Origin of the sequence: Candidatus Levibacter sp. Uisw_134_01 (assembly GCF_047717795.1) — a bacterium.
Classification (GTDB): domain Bacteria; phylum Pseudomonadota; class Alphaproteobacteria; order Puniceispirillales; family Marisalimonadaceae; genus Marisalimonas.
The window spans coordinates 1,386,485-1,401,712 of sequence record NZ_CP159808.1 but is presented as its reverse complement, the minus strand read 5'-3'; the positions used below and the strand labels follow the sequence as shown (position 1 = coordinate 1,401,712).

Here is a 15,228-nt window from a genome sequence, read left to right as displayed (position 1 = left end):
ACATGAATAATAATAATTTGAAATTCCCCCTCATCGCAATAGTTGCAATGAATCAAAATAGAATCATTGGGGATGGAAATAAGTTACTTTGGCACTTACCTGGTGACTTAAAAAGATTAAAGTCTTTGACGATTGGAACCCCATTGATTATGGGAAGAAAAACTTGGGATTCAATAGGTAAACCACTTCCAGGTCGTGGTAATATTGTATTAACTAATTCAAAGTCTTGGAAAGCAGAAGGAGCAATTGTTGTAAACTCATTTGAAGATGCAATAACTAAAAGTAATCAATGGATAGAAAAAAATAAATTAATTAATAATTCAGAGACAAAAGATAAAATTTTTCTATTTGGAGGTGCTCAAATCTATAAATTAGGGCTTCAGTATTGTAATGTTATTGAGATAACAAAAGTAATATTTGATACAAATGTGGGGACTAAATTTCCAATACTTGAAGAAGGAAAATGGGATAAAATTAAATTAGACCATTTCAAAAAAGATGAAAGCTATCCTGAGTTTAGTTATTGGCAATATAGAAGAATAAATAAACTATAGCTATTGAGTTATTGTGGGAGAAATTTTTTTGTTTTTTAATATTGTTTCAATTATACGAGATCCTATATTCATGTATTTTTGGGATATAATGTGATCAGGATCTTCTTCAACAATTGGTTTTCCTTCGTCAGAGGTTGTTCTTAATTTTATATCCAAGGGGATTTCGTCAAGGAATGGAACTCCTAGTTTTTCAGCTTCAATTTTAGCGCCGCCATTCCCAAATATTGGATGTTTTTTTTCACAGTTAGAGCATACAAAATAACTCATGTTTTCTATTATACCTAAAATAGGTACATTAACTTTTTTAAACATGTTAAGTCCCTTTCTAGCGTCTATTAAGGATAAATCTTGGGGTGTAGACACAATTATAGCTCCAGCAAGCTTAACTCTTTGTGATAAAGTTAATTGTGCATCTCCAGTACCTGGAGGCATATCAATTATTAAAATCTCTAAATCCTGCCAATCAACGTCTCTTAACAATTGTTCAATAGCGCTCATAACCATTGGTCCTCGCCATATTGTTGCGGCATCCTCAGGAACTAAATATCCAATTGACATAGCTTGTAATCCAAAAGCATTATGTGGAATAATTTTTTTTCCATTACTTTTGGGTTTATTACTAATACCTGTTAACTTTGGCAGACTTGGGCCATAAATATCAGCATCTAAAATACCAACCTTATATTTTAGCTTTGATAATGATAATGCAATGTTGATTGCAGTTGTTGATTTTCCAACACCACCTTTGCCGCTAGCTACGGCAATTATGTGAGTGGCGGGCTTTAGAAGAGAATTTTGTGAATTACTAGTACTATCTTTCTTAGCATTATGAGCGGTTAATATAATTTCAACTTTTTGGACATCTTTAATATTTAATAACTTTTTTTCTATAATCTTCTTAATTTCTTGAGCTTCTTTTAGTTGTTCAGGAAGAAGTTCAAGAGTAAAGCTGACTATATTTTTATGAAATTTCAATCCATTTACTAAGTTGCTATCTAACAAGTTTATAGTTTTATTTTTTAGAACAATAGACTTAAGAGTTGAATTAATTTGGTATAATATTTTATTTTCCATAAATTTTACCTAGAAATAATTATTATAAAGGTTGAAAATCATTAGTACCATACAAATATAAATTATAACAGTGTCAGAATTATCTATGTCTAACTATACTTAATTCTTTAATAGTCAATCTGGAGTAACTTTTATGATTATAAACAAAAACAACGATAATGGTTCAGGTCCTTGGGGTAACGGTGGTAATCAAAACCCTTGGGGAAAAAGACCAAATTCTAATGGGACTCCACCAGATGTTGATCAAATGATTAGAGAAAGCAAAGATAAATTTAAAAAAATGATGCCCTCTGGTTTTGGAGGTGGAAAAGGAGTTTCATTAATATTTTTAGTAATTATAGCTATTTGGTTAATGTCAGGTATTTACAGAGTTAATCCTCAAGAACAAGGTGTAGTAATGAGGTTTGGTGAGTGGGTAAGAACCACTCCACCTGGATTGCATTATCACCTCCCAAGCCCTATAGAAAAAGTGTTAACTCCCGATGTTACCAGAGATAATCGTATCGAAATTGGCTACAGATCATTTGGTGGTGCTTCTACCAGTAGAAGAGATGTTCCAGATGAATCAAAAATGATTACAGGTGACGAAAACAACATTGATATTGACTTTATTGTGTTTTGGAAAATTGCTGATGCTGGTGCATATTTATTTAATATTCAAGATCCGCCAGAAACAGTAAAGGTTGCTGCGCAATCAGTAATGAGGGATATAATAGGCCAAACCAAAATTCAAACCGCCTTAACAGATGGTAGACAAGAAATTCAGCTTAAGGCTAAAACAATGCTCCAAGATTTACTTAATGAATACCAATCTGGTGTTGAAATTAGAGATGTACAATTATTATCAGTTGATCCTCCTGCTGAAGTTATTGATGCATTCAATGACGTACAAAGAGCTCGTCAAGATAGAGATACACTCATAAATGAAGCTGAGGCTTTCAGGAATGATATTGTGCCGAGAGCCAGGGGTGAGGCTGCTCAGTTAATTTCAGAAGCTGAAGCTTATGCTAGTGAAGTCGTAAATAGAGCAAAAGGTGATGCTGATAGATTTAATTCAATTTTTGAAAGCTATAAATTAAATCCTGAAGTCACACAATCAAGAATCTATTTAGAAACCATGGAAAAAGTTTTTTCTAAAGTTAAAAAAATAATTATGGATAAGTCAGCTAGCTCATCTGGAGTTGTTCCTTACTTGCCACTAGATCAATTAAAACAAAGAGGTGATAAATAATGTCTTCTTATAAAATAATATCAGGAGTAAGTTTTCTTGCAGTTTTATTTGGATTGTTAAGTTCTTTTTTTACTGTTGACCAAACTCAGCAAGCGTTAATCCTTCAATTTGGTGAACCAAAAAGGTTAATAAATAAACCAGGTTTAAACTTTAAAATACCATTTATTCAAGAAGTTACATATTTTGATAAAAGAGTCCTTTCTCTAGTTTCAAAGGATTCAGAAGAAGTGATTTTGGCTGACCAAAAAAGATTAGAGGTAGACACTTATTCAAGATTCAAAATTATAGATCCTCTACTTTTTTTTCAAACTGTTAGAAGCGAGTTTGGAGCACGGCAGAGATTAGAATCTATAATAGATTCATCAGTAAGAAGAGTTTTTGGTAAATTTGAGCTTACAGCAATTTTGTCAGACGCTAGAACACAAATTGTTGATGATATAAGCGGAGAGGTAAACTCCACTATTAAAAAGCTTGGAATGGAAATTGTTGATGTTAGAATAAGAAGAGCTGACTATCCTGAAGCTACTGTTCAAAATATTTTTAATAGAATGAAAACTGAGAGAAATCAGGAAGCAAAAGAGTTTAGAGCAGAAGGTTCTGAGGAAGCTCAAAAAATCAGAGCAGACGCTGAAAAGCAAAAAGTTGTTTTAGTAGCTGAAAGTAAAAGAAAAGCAGAGGCACTAAGAGGAAATGGAGATGGTGAAGCTATAAAAATCTATTCTGACGCTTTCGGACAAGATAAAAAATTCTTTAAATTTTATCGATCTATGCTTGCTTATGAAAATACTTTCTCTGATGACGGTACAACAATGCTTTTGAGTCCAGACAGTGACTTTTTTAGTTATTTTGGTAATCAAGGTGGCAAATAAAAGTATTTAATTTAACTATTTATAAAATAACAAATTTTACCCAAAATTAAGCCTTAAAGCCGCCTTTTTTCTGGTATTAATTTTGAAAATAATAATTAAAGGTGAATAATGTCAAATCTTAATGTTTTCATAAAAAGTAGTAATTTATTATTAACTAACTTTTTCCTTTTGTTTTTTTCAGCAAGTATAGCTCACTCTAATAGCGTGCCTGAGAGTTTTGCAGATCTAGCAGATAAGCTTAGTCCTTCTGTAGTAAATATCTCAACAACAACAATTATAGAACAAAAATCAAGAGAAATGCCTTCTTTCCCTCCTGGTTCACCTTTTGAAGATTTTTTTAAACAATTTGAAAAGCCTGGTGGAAAAAAGCGTAAAGCACAATCACTGGGTTCAGGATTTATTATTGATAAAAGCGGATACATCATTACTAATAATCACGTAATTGATAATGCTGAAAAAATTATGGTTATATTATATGATGATACGTCTTTTGAAGCTACAGTTGTAGGTAAGGATCCAAAAACAGATGTTGCACTTCTTAAAATAAACCCTAAAAAAACTAAATTAACTGCCGTGAAGTTTGGAGATTCTAATAAGCTAAGAGTAGGTGACTGGGTTATGGCAATAGGCAATCCATTTGGTTTTGGTGGTACTGTAACAGCTGGAATAGTATCTGCAAGAGGTAGAAATTTGTCAGGTTCATATGATGATTATATTCAAACTGATGCTTCTATTAATAGAGGTAATTCAGGGGGGCCATTATTTGACATGGACGGAAATGTGGTAGGTATAAATACAGCCATTTTTTCTCAATCTGGTGGTTCTGTAGGTATTGGATTTGCAGTTTCATCAAACTTAGCTAAACAAGTTACAGATCAACTTAAACAATATGGAAGAACTAAAAGAGGTTGGCTTGGTGTTTTAATCCAGGAAATTTCAGAAGAAATAGCTGATAGTTTAGGAATGAAGTCAGTAAAAGGTGCTTTAGTCTCATCTGCAACTGAAGGTGGCCCTGCTCAAAAGGCAGGCGTAAAAACTGGGGATGTTATTTTAAAATTTAATGACATTAATATTGATACTATGAAAGAGTTACCTAAAGTTGTTGCAGGAACACCGGTTGGTAAATCAGTCCCTTTAGTTATTTTAAGAAACGGTAAAACAATTACTTTAAATGTTGTTTTAGGAGAATTAGAATTAGCTGAAAAAGAAAACCTCATTACTAAATCTAATGGTAATAAAAATTCCAAATCTAAGACTTTTGAAAAGTTAGGTTTTGTAGCCGAGGAGTTGTCAAAATCCAACATAGATAAATTTAAACTCAAAAAAATAAAAACAGGAATTTTAATTTCTTCCGTTAAAGAAGGTAGTGTTGCACAAGAAGCTGGTCTTCTGCCTGGTATGGTAATTGTAAGAGTTGGTCAAATAGAAGTTAATTCTATAGATGTGATTGAAAATGCTATTAAAAATGCTATTAAACAAAAAAGAAAAGCTATCCTTCTTCTTGTAAAGGTTGAGAGTGGCACCAGATTTGTAGCATTGGAATTAAAATAATTATTATTTAATTATCTCTTTATCACTATAACCTTGAGCATATAACAAGCCTCTAAGGTTAGTGTTTTTGAAGTGGATATTTGCTTCTTGATCAAGTATTTTTTTGCCATTAAAAGATACTCCAAAATCAGCATTTTTGATCATTTCAATGTCATTTGCGCCATCACCTACACAGATTGTGTCTGTATCATTTAATCTATACTTTTCAATATACATTCTTAAATATTCTAGTTTAGAATTTTTGTTTAATATAGGCTCTATGACTTTCCCAGATAGTATGGGGAGGATACCTTTTTGTTGTATAATTTCAAGTGAGTTAGCGTGAGCATAGGTAAAACCTAATATACTTTTTAAGTGTTCAGTCAAAAAAGTAAATCCGCCAGAGACTAAAATAGTTTTTGACCCATTAAAGTTCATAGTTTTAATTAGTTCTTTGGCACCAACATTAATATTTATTTTTTCTTTTAAAAGGCCTAATATATCTGCTGAATGACCTTTTAGCATGGCTACTCTTCTAATTAAGGCTTCTTCAAAATCTATTATTCCATTCATAGCATCTTCAGTAATTTCAATAATATTTTTTTCTTTACCAATTAATTTTCCTAACTGATCTAAGCTTTCTTCTTCGATTATCGTGCTATCCATATCAGCTAAAAGTAATTTTTTTTTTCTGTTTTTATCAGATTTAATAAAATTACAATCTATATTATGTGAAGAAAGAAAGTTGCTTATCCAATTTTTTGTTTCTTCATTTATTATGGTTTTAGAAAATACCCACTCATATGCTTTATTAGAACTAAGTTCTCTTAAAAGTATTTTTTTACCAGTACTAGCTTCTATATACCCGGAAATAGAGTCTAATATAAAATTATTGATTTTACATTCTTTTGTATCTGTTATTAGTATATAAAATTCCATAAAATTTTGATATATGATTGTAGTTATTATGTCTAGTACTGTAAATTTTGAAAAATCATTTGACCTAACCAAAAATAAATATTCTTGGAAAAATGATATGATTATTATTGCTGGTGCTACTTGTACAGGTAAATCTTCTATTGCAATTGAACTTGCTAAAAGAATCAATGGAGCAATAATAAACGCCGACTCAGTTCAGGTTTATAAGGATATTAACTTACTCTCAGCAAGGCCAAAAAAAAATGAAATGAAAGATGTGCCTCATTTTTTGTATGGTTATGTGGATACCAATATCAACTTTTCAGTTTCAGATTGGTTGTTAGATCTAAAGTCTACTCTGATTGATATTAGAAAATTTCAGAAAGTACCCATTCTAGTAGGAGGATCTGGTTTATATTTAAATGCTGTGATAAATGGTTTGTCACCAATTCCTAATATAACCAAAAAAACAAAAAAACAATGTTTGTCAAAGTTTAATCAAATTGGCATTGAAAAATTTAAAGAGATGGTCTTTGATATAGATCCTTCTTTTAAAAGGAGAAATAACGATAAGCAGAGGCTATTGAGGGCATATAATGTTTTTGTCGAAACAGGAAAAAATATGTCTTATTGGCATAGTCTACCAAGAGAAAGAAAAATTGATAAGGTTATTTATCCTTTTTTATTCTGTTTAGATAGAAAAACTCTTTATAATAAGTGTGACGATAGATTTAATAAAATGCTTTTAGACGGCGGTTTAGCAGAAGTGGAATCAATTTATCATAAGGTTGATAGATCGTTACCTATTGCTAAATCTCTTGGTGTTAAATGGCTGCTAAGTTATTTAGATAAAGAAATTTCTCTTGAAGAAGCAATTTCCTTGAGTATGAGAGATACGAGACGTTATGTGAAAAGACAAATAACATGGTTTAAGCATAATTATATTCCATATAAAGTTATTAATATGTAATTAAATTTTAATTAAGTCCATTTAATTGCAATATTATAATAATTTATTGACGGTTATTTGAGTTTTTGTTATTTAATTCAAAACAATATAATTGGAAGTTTTGATTGATGAGTAAAGATAATAAAATGACTGGAGCTGAGGCTGTAATCACAGCCCTAGTTGAAAATGGTGTAGAAGTGATTTTTGGATATCCTGGTGGTGCTGTCCTTCCACTATACGATGCTCTTTTTAAAAATAAAAAAATTAAACATGTTTTAGTGAGGCATGAACAGGCTGCTGTTCACGCTGCTGAAGGTTATGCGAGATCAACTGGGAAAGTAGGTTGTGTTTTGGTTACGTCTGGTCCAGGTGCCACCAATGCAATTACTGGTTTAACTGATGCATTAATGGATTCAGTTCCAATAGTTTGTCTTAGTGGACAAGTTCCAACTCATTTAATTGGGACCGATGCATTCCAAGAAGCGGACACTACAGGTATTTCTAGACCTTGTACAAAACATAATTATTTAGTTAAAAATGCTGATTTGTTATGTGCTACGGTTCATGAAGCATTCGAAATCGCGTCATCAGGAAGGCCAGGGCCAGTGCTTATTGATCTTCCAAAAGATATACAACTGACTAATATACAATATATAAAAAAACGTACTAAAATTAATAAAATTTTAACTACTGTTTTACCACAAATTGATGTTGAAATTATTAGTCAAGCTGCTGACTTGTTAATTAATTCAAAAAAACCAATAATATATGCTGGTGGTGGTGTGGTTAATGCTGGTCTAGAAGCATCTAATTTATTAACTGAGTTAGTTAATTTACTTGAGGCTCCAGTAACTTTGACACTTATGGGTTTAGGCGTAGTCTCAAATAAGAACAAAAACTTTTTAGGTATGCTTGGTATGCATGGAACTTATGAAGCGAATTTAGCAATGCATAATTGTGATGTAATGTTAAACGTGGGAGCTAGGTTTGACGATAGAGTTACTGGAAGATTAAACGCATTTGCGCCTAAATCAAAAAAAATTCATATTGACATTGATAAATCTTCAATAAATAAAGTCGTTCATGTGGATTTTGGAATAGTTGGCGACTGTAAAGAAGTTTTATCTCTTTTGATTAAAGAGATCAAAAAAAGTCATAATATAAAAAGTATACAATCTAAATCCAGCTGGTGGAATCAAATAAATAATTGGAGAGCCAAGAATTCATTGGGATTTATCCAAGGTGCAACAATTATCAAGCCTCAACAGGCTATAAAATCTTTATATGAAAAGACAATAGATAAAGATACTTATGTAACTACTGAAGTTGGTCAACATCAGATGTGGGCTGCTCAATATTTTGGGTTTTCTGCCCCTAAACATTGGATGACTTCTGGAGGTTTGGGTACAATGGGTTATGGTTTACCATCTTCTGTTGGGGTACAAATTGCTCATCCAAAATCTTTAGTTATAGACATCTCTGGCGAAGCTTCTTTTTTAATGAACATGCAAGAACTTTCAACAATTGTTCAGTATAATTTACCAATTAAAATTTTTATTTTAAATAATCAATGGATGGGCATGGTAAGACAGTGGCAGGAATTAAATCATGGGTCAAGATATAGTCAAAGTTACACATCTTCTTTGCCAGACTTTATAATGTTAGCAAAAAGCTTTGGTATAAAAGGTTTAAGAGTTGATGATGTTAGTAATTTAGATGCTACAATTGATGAAATGATCAATACTAATGGCCCAGTTATAGCTGATATTAGAGTTGAAAAAGAAGAAAATTGTTTTCCAATGATACCTTCTGGTGCGGCCCATAATGAAATGATACTTAGTTCAGATGATAAGGGTGCAGATACATCTGAATCTGGTTTAGCTTTAGTTTAAAAGGTAATTAAGATGTCAGTATATCAAAATAATGAAATTAATGAAGAAGAAACTTCAAGAACATTATCTCTTGTTGTTGATAATCAACCTGGAACTCTTGCAAGGGTAATAGGTTTGTTTTCTGGCAGGGGCTATAACATTGAAAGTCTTACAGTTACTGAAATAGATAATAGACGTCATTTATCTAGAATATCACTAGTAACTAGAGGTACTTCTATGACAATAGAACAAATAAAGTCACAACTCTTAAGAATTGTTCCTGTCCATCTTGTAAGGGATCTTACATTGGAAGGTCCTTTTATTAAAAGCGAATTAGCATTAATTAAATTAGTTGCTGATGGGGCTAATCGAGTAGAGGCTTTGAGAATAGCAGAAACGTTTAGAGCAAGAACATTAGATGTTACTCTAGGCAGTTTTGTATTTGAATTAACAGGAAGGCCTAATAAAATAGACGCCTTCATAGGGCTGATGAAATCACTTGGAGATATAGAGATATCACGTACTGGTGTTTCTGCAATTTCAAGAGGTGACAAAACAGAAACAAAAGTACTAGAACAAATTAAACTTACCTGATAATAAGATTATTATATTTTTTCATTTACTTACTTAAGGAGTTATTTAATGCGAGTGTACTACGACAGAGATGCAGATATTAATTTAATTAAAAATAAAAAAGTTGTTATTGTTGGTTATGGTAGTCAAGGTCATGCACACGCAGCTAATTTAAGAGATAGTGGAGTAAAGGAGATTGCAGTTGCTTTACGTTCAGATTCTAATTCTATAGATAAAGCAAAATCTGCAGGTTTTAAAGTAATGAATGTTGCAGATGCTTCAAAATGGGCTGATGTTATAATGATGTTAACCCCTGATGAACTTCAGGGTGAAATTTATAGAGAAGAAATTGAAAAAAATATGAAATCAGGAGCGGCAATAGCTTTTGCTCACGGATTAAACGTTCACTTTAACCTAATAGAACCCAGAAATGATATTGATGTTTTTATGGTTGCTCCAAAAGGTCCTGGCCATACAGTGAGATCTGAATATCAAAAAGGTGGAGGAGTTCCTTGTTTAATAGCAATTGATCAAGATGTTTCTGGTAACACACATGATATTGGCTTGTCTTATGCTTCTGCTGTTGGAGGAGGAAGGTCAGGCGTGATTGAAACCACATTTAAAGAAGAGTGTGAGACTGACTTGTTTGGAGAACAAACAGTGTTATGCGGAGGTTTGGTGGAGTTAATTAGAGCAGGTTATGAAACTCTGACTGAGGCTGGTTATGCTCCAGAAATGGCTTATTTTGAGTGTCTTCACGAAGTTAAATTAATAGTTGATTTGATATATGAAGGTGGAATTGCAAACATGAATTATTCCATCAGTAATACTGCAGAATACGGAGAATATGTTACTGGTCCTAGGCTAATAACTTCAGAAACTAAGGCTGAAATGAAAAGAATACTAGAAGATATTCAGTCGGGAAAATTTACGCGTGATTGGATGTTAGAAAACAAGGTTAATCAAACTAGTTTTAAAGCTACTCGTAGGAAAGTTGCTGACCATCCAATAGAAGCTGTGGGAAATGAACTAAGGGCTATGATGCCTTGGATTACTGCTAACAGATTAGTAGATAAAGATAAAAATTAGAATTTATTTAAACTTTACTTTAAATTAATTATTTATCTTGTTTTCTATGATAATAATATTTATTAACTAGGATTGTAAATAGTTTATAAGGAATTACAAATGTTTGGATATTTAAGAGGATTACTTTCTGCTGACCTTGCAATTGATCTGGGTACTGCAAATACACTAGTTTACGTCAAAGGTCAGGGTATTCTTTTAAACGAACCTTCTGTAGTAGCAATCACAGAGATAAGAGGTAAATCCCAAGTATTAGCAGTGGGTGAAGAAGCAAAAACCATGCTTGGTAAAACTCCTGGGAATATAAAAGCAATCAGGCCAATGGCAGATGGAGTGATTGCCGATTTTGATGTCGCAGAAGAAATGATTAAACATTTTATTAGAAAAGTTCATAAAAGATCAGCTTTAGTTAGTCCTCAGGTAGTGATATGCGTACCATCTGGAGCAACTGCAGTAGAAAGAAGAGCAATACAAGAATCAGCAGAAGCTGCTGGTGCTAGAAGAGTGTATCTTATTGAAGAGCCTATGGCTGCAGCAATTGGAGCAAATTTACCAGTTACAGAAGCATCAGGTTCAATGGTAGTCGATATTGGAGGGGGTACCACAGAGGTAGCTATTTTATCATTAGGTAATATCGTTTATGCTCGATCAGTTAGGGTAGGTGGTGATAAATTTGATGATGCAATAGTGGCATTTATCAGACGTCATCATAATTTATTAATTGGAGAGATGACAGCTGAGAGAATAAAAAAGGGAATTGCAACAGCAAAAATACCCAAAGATGGTGTAGGTGCAAGTATTGAAGTTAGAGGTAGAGATTTAGTAAATGGGGTCCCAAAAGAAATTGAAATAAATCAAGCTCAAATTTGTGAAGCTTTGGCTGAGCCAGTTGGTCAAATTATTGAAGCTACTAAAACAGCATTAGAACAAACACCACCAGAATTAGCTGCCGATATAGTCGAAAGAGGTATAGTGCTTACTGGAGGTGGAGCTCTTTTAGGAGATCTAGATACAACGATAAGAGAAGCTACTGGATTACCTGTTGTAATTGCTGAAGATCCTCTTACTTGTGTAGTAATGGGAACAGGCCGTTGTCTTGATGAAATGAAATCTTTAAGAAACGTGTTGATAGGTGTTTAGTTTATATTAACTTTTTTTTTCGAGTGGTATCAGGTGGTTTCAGGCAAGCCGTCAAATAAAAAAACATTCAAATACTCAAAAAACTTTAATTTCTTTTTAGTTTTATTATGCTTAATTTTAGTTTTTTTAGGAAAATTAGATCTTATTGCAGTAAGAAATTTCAAAGCTTTTGTGTCTGATTTTACAGCTCCAATCACCTATATGTTTAACAAGCCTGTTAAAGAAATAGCGGGTGTTCTTGAAGAAGTAAAATCAACGGGATCTTTAAGAGACGAAAATATAAGGCTAAAAAGTGAAATTAGAAGACTTAGAGTTTCAAATAGTAAAATTGCAAGTAATGAACTTGAATTATTAGAGTTAAGAAAATTATTAAACTCCATACCCCAAAATAAAATTAGAATAGTTACTGGTAGAGCATTAACATCACCTGGAGGCACGTTTGCTAACACAGTTTTAATTGATGCAGGTACTAAAGATGGAGTAAAAATAGGTCAACCAGCTATTTCTTCTCTTGGATTAGTTGGTTATGTGGTTAATGTTAGTTTTAATTCTAGTAGAATATTATTAATTATAGATATTAATTCAATGATACCTGCTTATTTAACACAAAGTAATTGGCCAGCAATCATTCAAGGACAGAATAGTCAATTGTTAAAAATCAAATTTTTATCTTCTGAAGCAACTCTTATTGAAGGTGAATCTTTGGAAACATCTGGTCATGGTGGCAGACTGCCCGCAGGCATAAATATTGGAAATGTAGTTAAAACTTTTTCTGGGAAATACTCCGTAAAGCCTTCTGTAGATCTTAATAGGATTACTTATATTTCAATTATAACAAATTTTAATTTACCTCAAGATGCTAATAATGACTTTGATGGTTTTGCACCTATGCAAAAACCCAAGACCTCTCGGGGTCTTAAGGGAATCGATTCGAGTGGAAGAAGAAAAATTGAGAGTGCTGAAGATTAATGAATAATAATCTTATATTTTATTTTATATATAATTTATCAAAAAGCATCTTTTTTTTTATAGGTATCTTTTTTTTGATCAACATCGAAGTATCTCTAAGTTTTTTTCTAATATTTAATACTGCAACCCCGAGTTTAGTTTCGATTATAATTTTTTTGTTTATTAAGAAATTTAATTATATACTTTCTAATTTCAATTTAATTTGCATTGGTTTATTAAATGATGTTTTTTTAGGGAATAATTTAGGTTTAACTTCTATTTACTTTTTATTGTTTAAATATTTAACTGAGAATATCAGAATTAACATTGCTGATGAAAAACATGAAGATGATTGGTTATATTTTACCATAATTTTTGTTATTGCATTTACTGTAACTTTGTTAATTAATATGTTGTTGAATTTAAAAATTCCTGATCTCAGTCCAATATTATATTATATTGGAATAACCTTGGTATCATTTCCAATTGTAAACATTATTATAAATTCATTTTATTTTATTCAAAGATTATTTAAAAGTTGATGCATGAAAAATAATAATCAAAAAATATTAGAGCAAACTCTAACTAGAAGATTTTTTTTTCTTTCATTTTTAAAAACTCTTGTAGTTGGAGGTATAAGTTGGAGATTTTTTGACCTACAAATAATTGAAAATCAGAAATATAAGAAGCTATCGAATCAAAACCAATTTAACTATTTTATTATTCCTCCAGAACGAGGTAGAATATTAGATAGGAAAATGCGTCTTTTAGCAGGTAACATGGATAGTTTTTCTCTTGTGTTAAATTGGAGTGAATCGTTAGATGTTAAAGCTTTAATTTATAAAATATCACAAATTATATATATTGATAAAAAAGATCTTGATCGATTCTACTCTTCTTTGAATGAAAAAAAAAACAATAACCCTAAAGAAATTTTGATAACAAGAAACCTTTCTCAAAGAGATGTCTCAAAATTAGCAGTAAGGAATGTAGAATTTCCAGAAATTACTTTTTTAATTTCAAAGAAAAGGGTTTATCCTCAAGGGAAAATAGTAGGTCATGTTACTGGATATACAGGTGTATTTTCAAAATTAGATAAACTTGATAGTAATGTGGTGACGGTTCCTGGTCTTGATGTTGGGAAAAGAGGCTTGGAAAAGTTTTTTGATACTGAGTTACGAGGCAAATTTGGAAGAAAAAGAAATGAAGTGACATCAAAAGGTCATGTTATAGACACACGGATTTATGAGCAAACCGGTTCTGGTGAAGATATACAAGTTTCGTTAGACATGAGTTTACAAGCTTTTGCAATGCAAAGATTAGAAATGGGTAATTATAATTTAACGTCGATTCAAAATAAAGTAATTAAAAAGCAGATTGAAGTTAACGAAAACATTTCATACATTGATAATAACTTTGTTTATACTAATCAAGCCAATAAGATAGTTAATCCACATTCGGGTTCAGTTATAGTTATGGATGTTGAAAATGGTGAACTTTTATGTTGTGTTTCTTCACCTGGGTTTAATCCGAATATGTTTTCTAATGGATTAAGTGATAATGAGTGGAGTGTATTAAAAAATAATACTAGATCTCCTCTACTTAACAGAAGCATGTCTGGAGTATACCCTCCAGGGTCCACTATTAAAATGGCAGTTGCATTAGCAGCACTTGAAAGTGGAATTATTAATTATAAGACTAAGTTTTCATGCACTGGAGTAAAAGAGTTTGGAACTAGTAATTTTCATTGTTGGGCCAAGAATGGACATGGAAGTCTAAATTTAATGCAGGCAATTGAGCAATCATGTGACGTATTTTTTTATGAGTTAGGTTTAAAGGTAGGTATAGATAAAATTGCTGTCATGATGAAAAAACTTGGTTTAGGGCAATATTATAATATTGAGACAGATGAAAAAACAAAAGGCGTGGTGCCAAATATTAAATGGAAATTGCAAAGAGACGGTGTGAATTGGACATATGGAGAAACTTTAAACGCATCAATTGGTCAAGGATACATTTTAACCACTCCTCTTCAACTTGTAACCATGGTATCTAGAATTGCAAATAGTAAATACGCTATTAATCCTTCTTTAATTAAAAACAATAATAACAAAGAATTTAACAATCTTGATATTAACCAAGAACATCTAAAATTTATAAAAAAATCAATGGAAGAGGTTGTACTTGGCAAAAAAGGTACTGCAAAAAAATATAAAATTGGATCTAAAAAGGTTGAAATGGCTGGTAAAACTGGAACCGTGCAAGTTGTAAGAATTACTGAAGAAGAAAGAGAAAAAGGTCTAATTAAAAATGAAGATAGACCATGGAAAAAAAGAGATCATGCACTTTTTGTTGGTTACGCTCCAATTTCTAAGCCAAAATACGCTATAAGTGTTGTCGTTGAGCATGGAGGAAGTGGCTCCTCAGTTGCGGCACCCATAGCTAGAGATGTATTTAAAAATTTGTTTAAAATATAAAATATAAA

At 31.8% G+C, this 15,228-nt stretch carries 13 protein-coding genes; 11 read left to right on the top strand and 2 right to left on the bottom strand.

The genetic code is table 11. The features are described 5' to 3' along the window. The first annotated feature begins 2 nt into the window (after positions 1-2). A complete protein-coding gene (locus tag ABXT66_RS07195) occupies positions 3-554 on the top strand; it encodes a dihydrofolate reductase (RefSeq protein ID WP_443642813.1) in 552 nt (183 codons plus the stop codon). Here ABXT66_RS07195 and ABXT66_RS07190 read toward each other — a convergent pair whose 3' ends face one another. Then, the gene (locus tag ABXT66_RS07190; protein ID WP_443642812.1) at positions 555-1,628 is read right to left on the bottom strand and encodes an Mrp/NBP35 family ATP-binding protein; all 1,074 of its coding nucleotides are present in this window, start codon (positions 1,626-1,628) and stop codon (positions 555-557) included. Between the two features lie 133 nt (positions 1,629-1,761). On the opposite strand from ABXT66_RS07190, the gene hflK reads away from it, so the two are divergent. The 3 genes from hflK (at position 1,762) to ABXT66_RS07175 (ending at position 5,279) form a co-directional block, all read left to right on the top strand. Further along, positions 1,762-2,859: an FtsH protease activity modulator HflK gene (hflK, locus tag ABXT66_RS07185; protein ID WP_443642811.1), complete on the top strand. Its 1,098-nt coding sequence runs from the start codon at positions 1,762-1,764 to the stop codon at positions 2,857-2,859. Then, positions 2,859-3,728 carry a protease modulator HflC gene (hflC, locus tag ABXT66_RS07180; RefSeq protein WP_443642810.1) on the top strand — a complete coding sequence of 290 codons (870 nt, stop codon included), beginning with the start codon at positions 2,859-2,861 and terminating at the stop codon, positions 3,726-3,728. The genes hflK and hflC overlap by 1 nt, the downstream gene beginning before the upstream one ends. A 108-nt stretch (positions 3,729-3,836) precedes the next feature. Next, positions 3,837-5,279, top strand: a complete 1,443-nt coding sequence (locus ABXT66_RS07175) for a DegQ family serine endoprotease (RefSeq protein ID WP_443642809.1) — start codon at positions 3,837-3,839, stop codon at positions 5,277-5,279. A 3-nt stretch (positions 5,280-5,282) separates the two neighbouring features. On the opposite strand, the gene serB is transcribed toward ABXT66_RS07175, so the two are convergent. After that, entirely contained in the window at positions 5,283-6,197 is a 915-nt protein-coding gene (gene serB, locus ABXT66_RS07170) for a phosphoserine phosphatase SerB (RefSeq protein ID WP_443642808.1), read from the bottom strand. A 28-nt stretch (positions 6,198-6,225) separates the two neighbouring features. On the opposite strand from serB, the gene miaA reads away from it, so the two are divergent. The 7 genes from miaA to mrdA all read left to right on the top strand — a co-directional run bounded on the left by miaA (position 6,226) and on the right by mrdA (position 15,220). Beyond that, on the top strand, positions 6,226-7,146 hold the full coding sequence (miaA, locus tag ABXT66_RS07165; RefSeq protein ID WP_443642807.1) for a tRNA (adenosine(37)-N6)-dimethylallyltransferase MiaA: 921 nt from the start codon (positions 6,226-6,228) through the stop codon (positions 7,144-7,146). Positions 7,147-7,253: 107 nt separating this feature from the next. Next, positions 7,254-9,017, top strand: a complete 1,764-nt coding sequence (gene ilvB, locus ABXT66_RS07160) for a biosynthetic-type acetolactate synthase large subunit (protein WP_443642806.1) — start codon at positions 7,254-7,256, stop codon at positions 9,015-9,017. A gap of 12 nt (positions 9,018-9,029) precedes the next feature. Next, positions 9,030-9,590, top strand: a complete 561-nt coding sequence (ilvN, locus tag ABXT66_RS07155) for an acetolactate synthase small subunit (protein WP_443642805.1) — start codon at positions 9,030-9,032, stop codon at positions 9,588-9,590. A 48-nt stretch (positions 9,591-9,638) separates the two neighbouring features. Then, entirely contained in the window at positions 9,639-10,658 is a 1,020-nt protein-coding gene (ilvC, locus tag ABXT66_RS07150; protein ID WP_443642804.1) for a ketol-acid reductoisomerase, read from the top strand. A gap of 99 nt (positions 10,659-10,757) precedes the next feature. Beyond that, entirely contained in the window at positions 10,758-11,795 is a 1,038-nt protein-coding gene (locus ABXT66_RS07145; RefSeq protein ID WP_443642803.1) for a rod shape-determining protein, read from the top strand. A gap of 33 nt (positions 11,796-11,828) precedes the next feature. Further along, positions 11,829-12,764, top strand: a complete 936-nt coding sequence (mreC, locus tag ABXT66_RS07140; RefSeq protein ID WP_443642802.1) for a rod shape-determining protein MreC — start codon at positions 11,829-11,831, stop codon at positions 12,762-12,764. Positions 12,765-13,288: 524 nt separating this feature from the next. Further along, positions 13,289-15,220: a penicillin-binding protein 2 gene (gene mrdA / locus ABXT66_RS07135; protein ID WP_443642801.1), complete on the top strand. Its 1,932-nt coding sequence runs from the start codon at positions 13,289-13,291 to the stop codon at positions 15,218-15,220. Positions 15,221-15,228 lie beyond the last annotated feature (8 nt).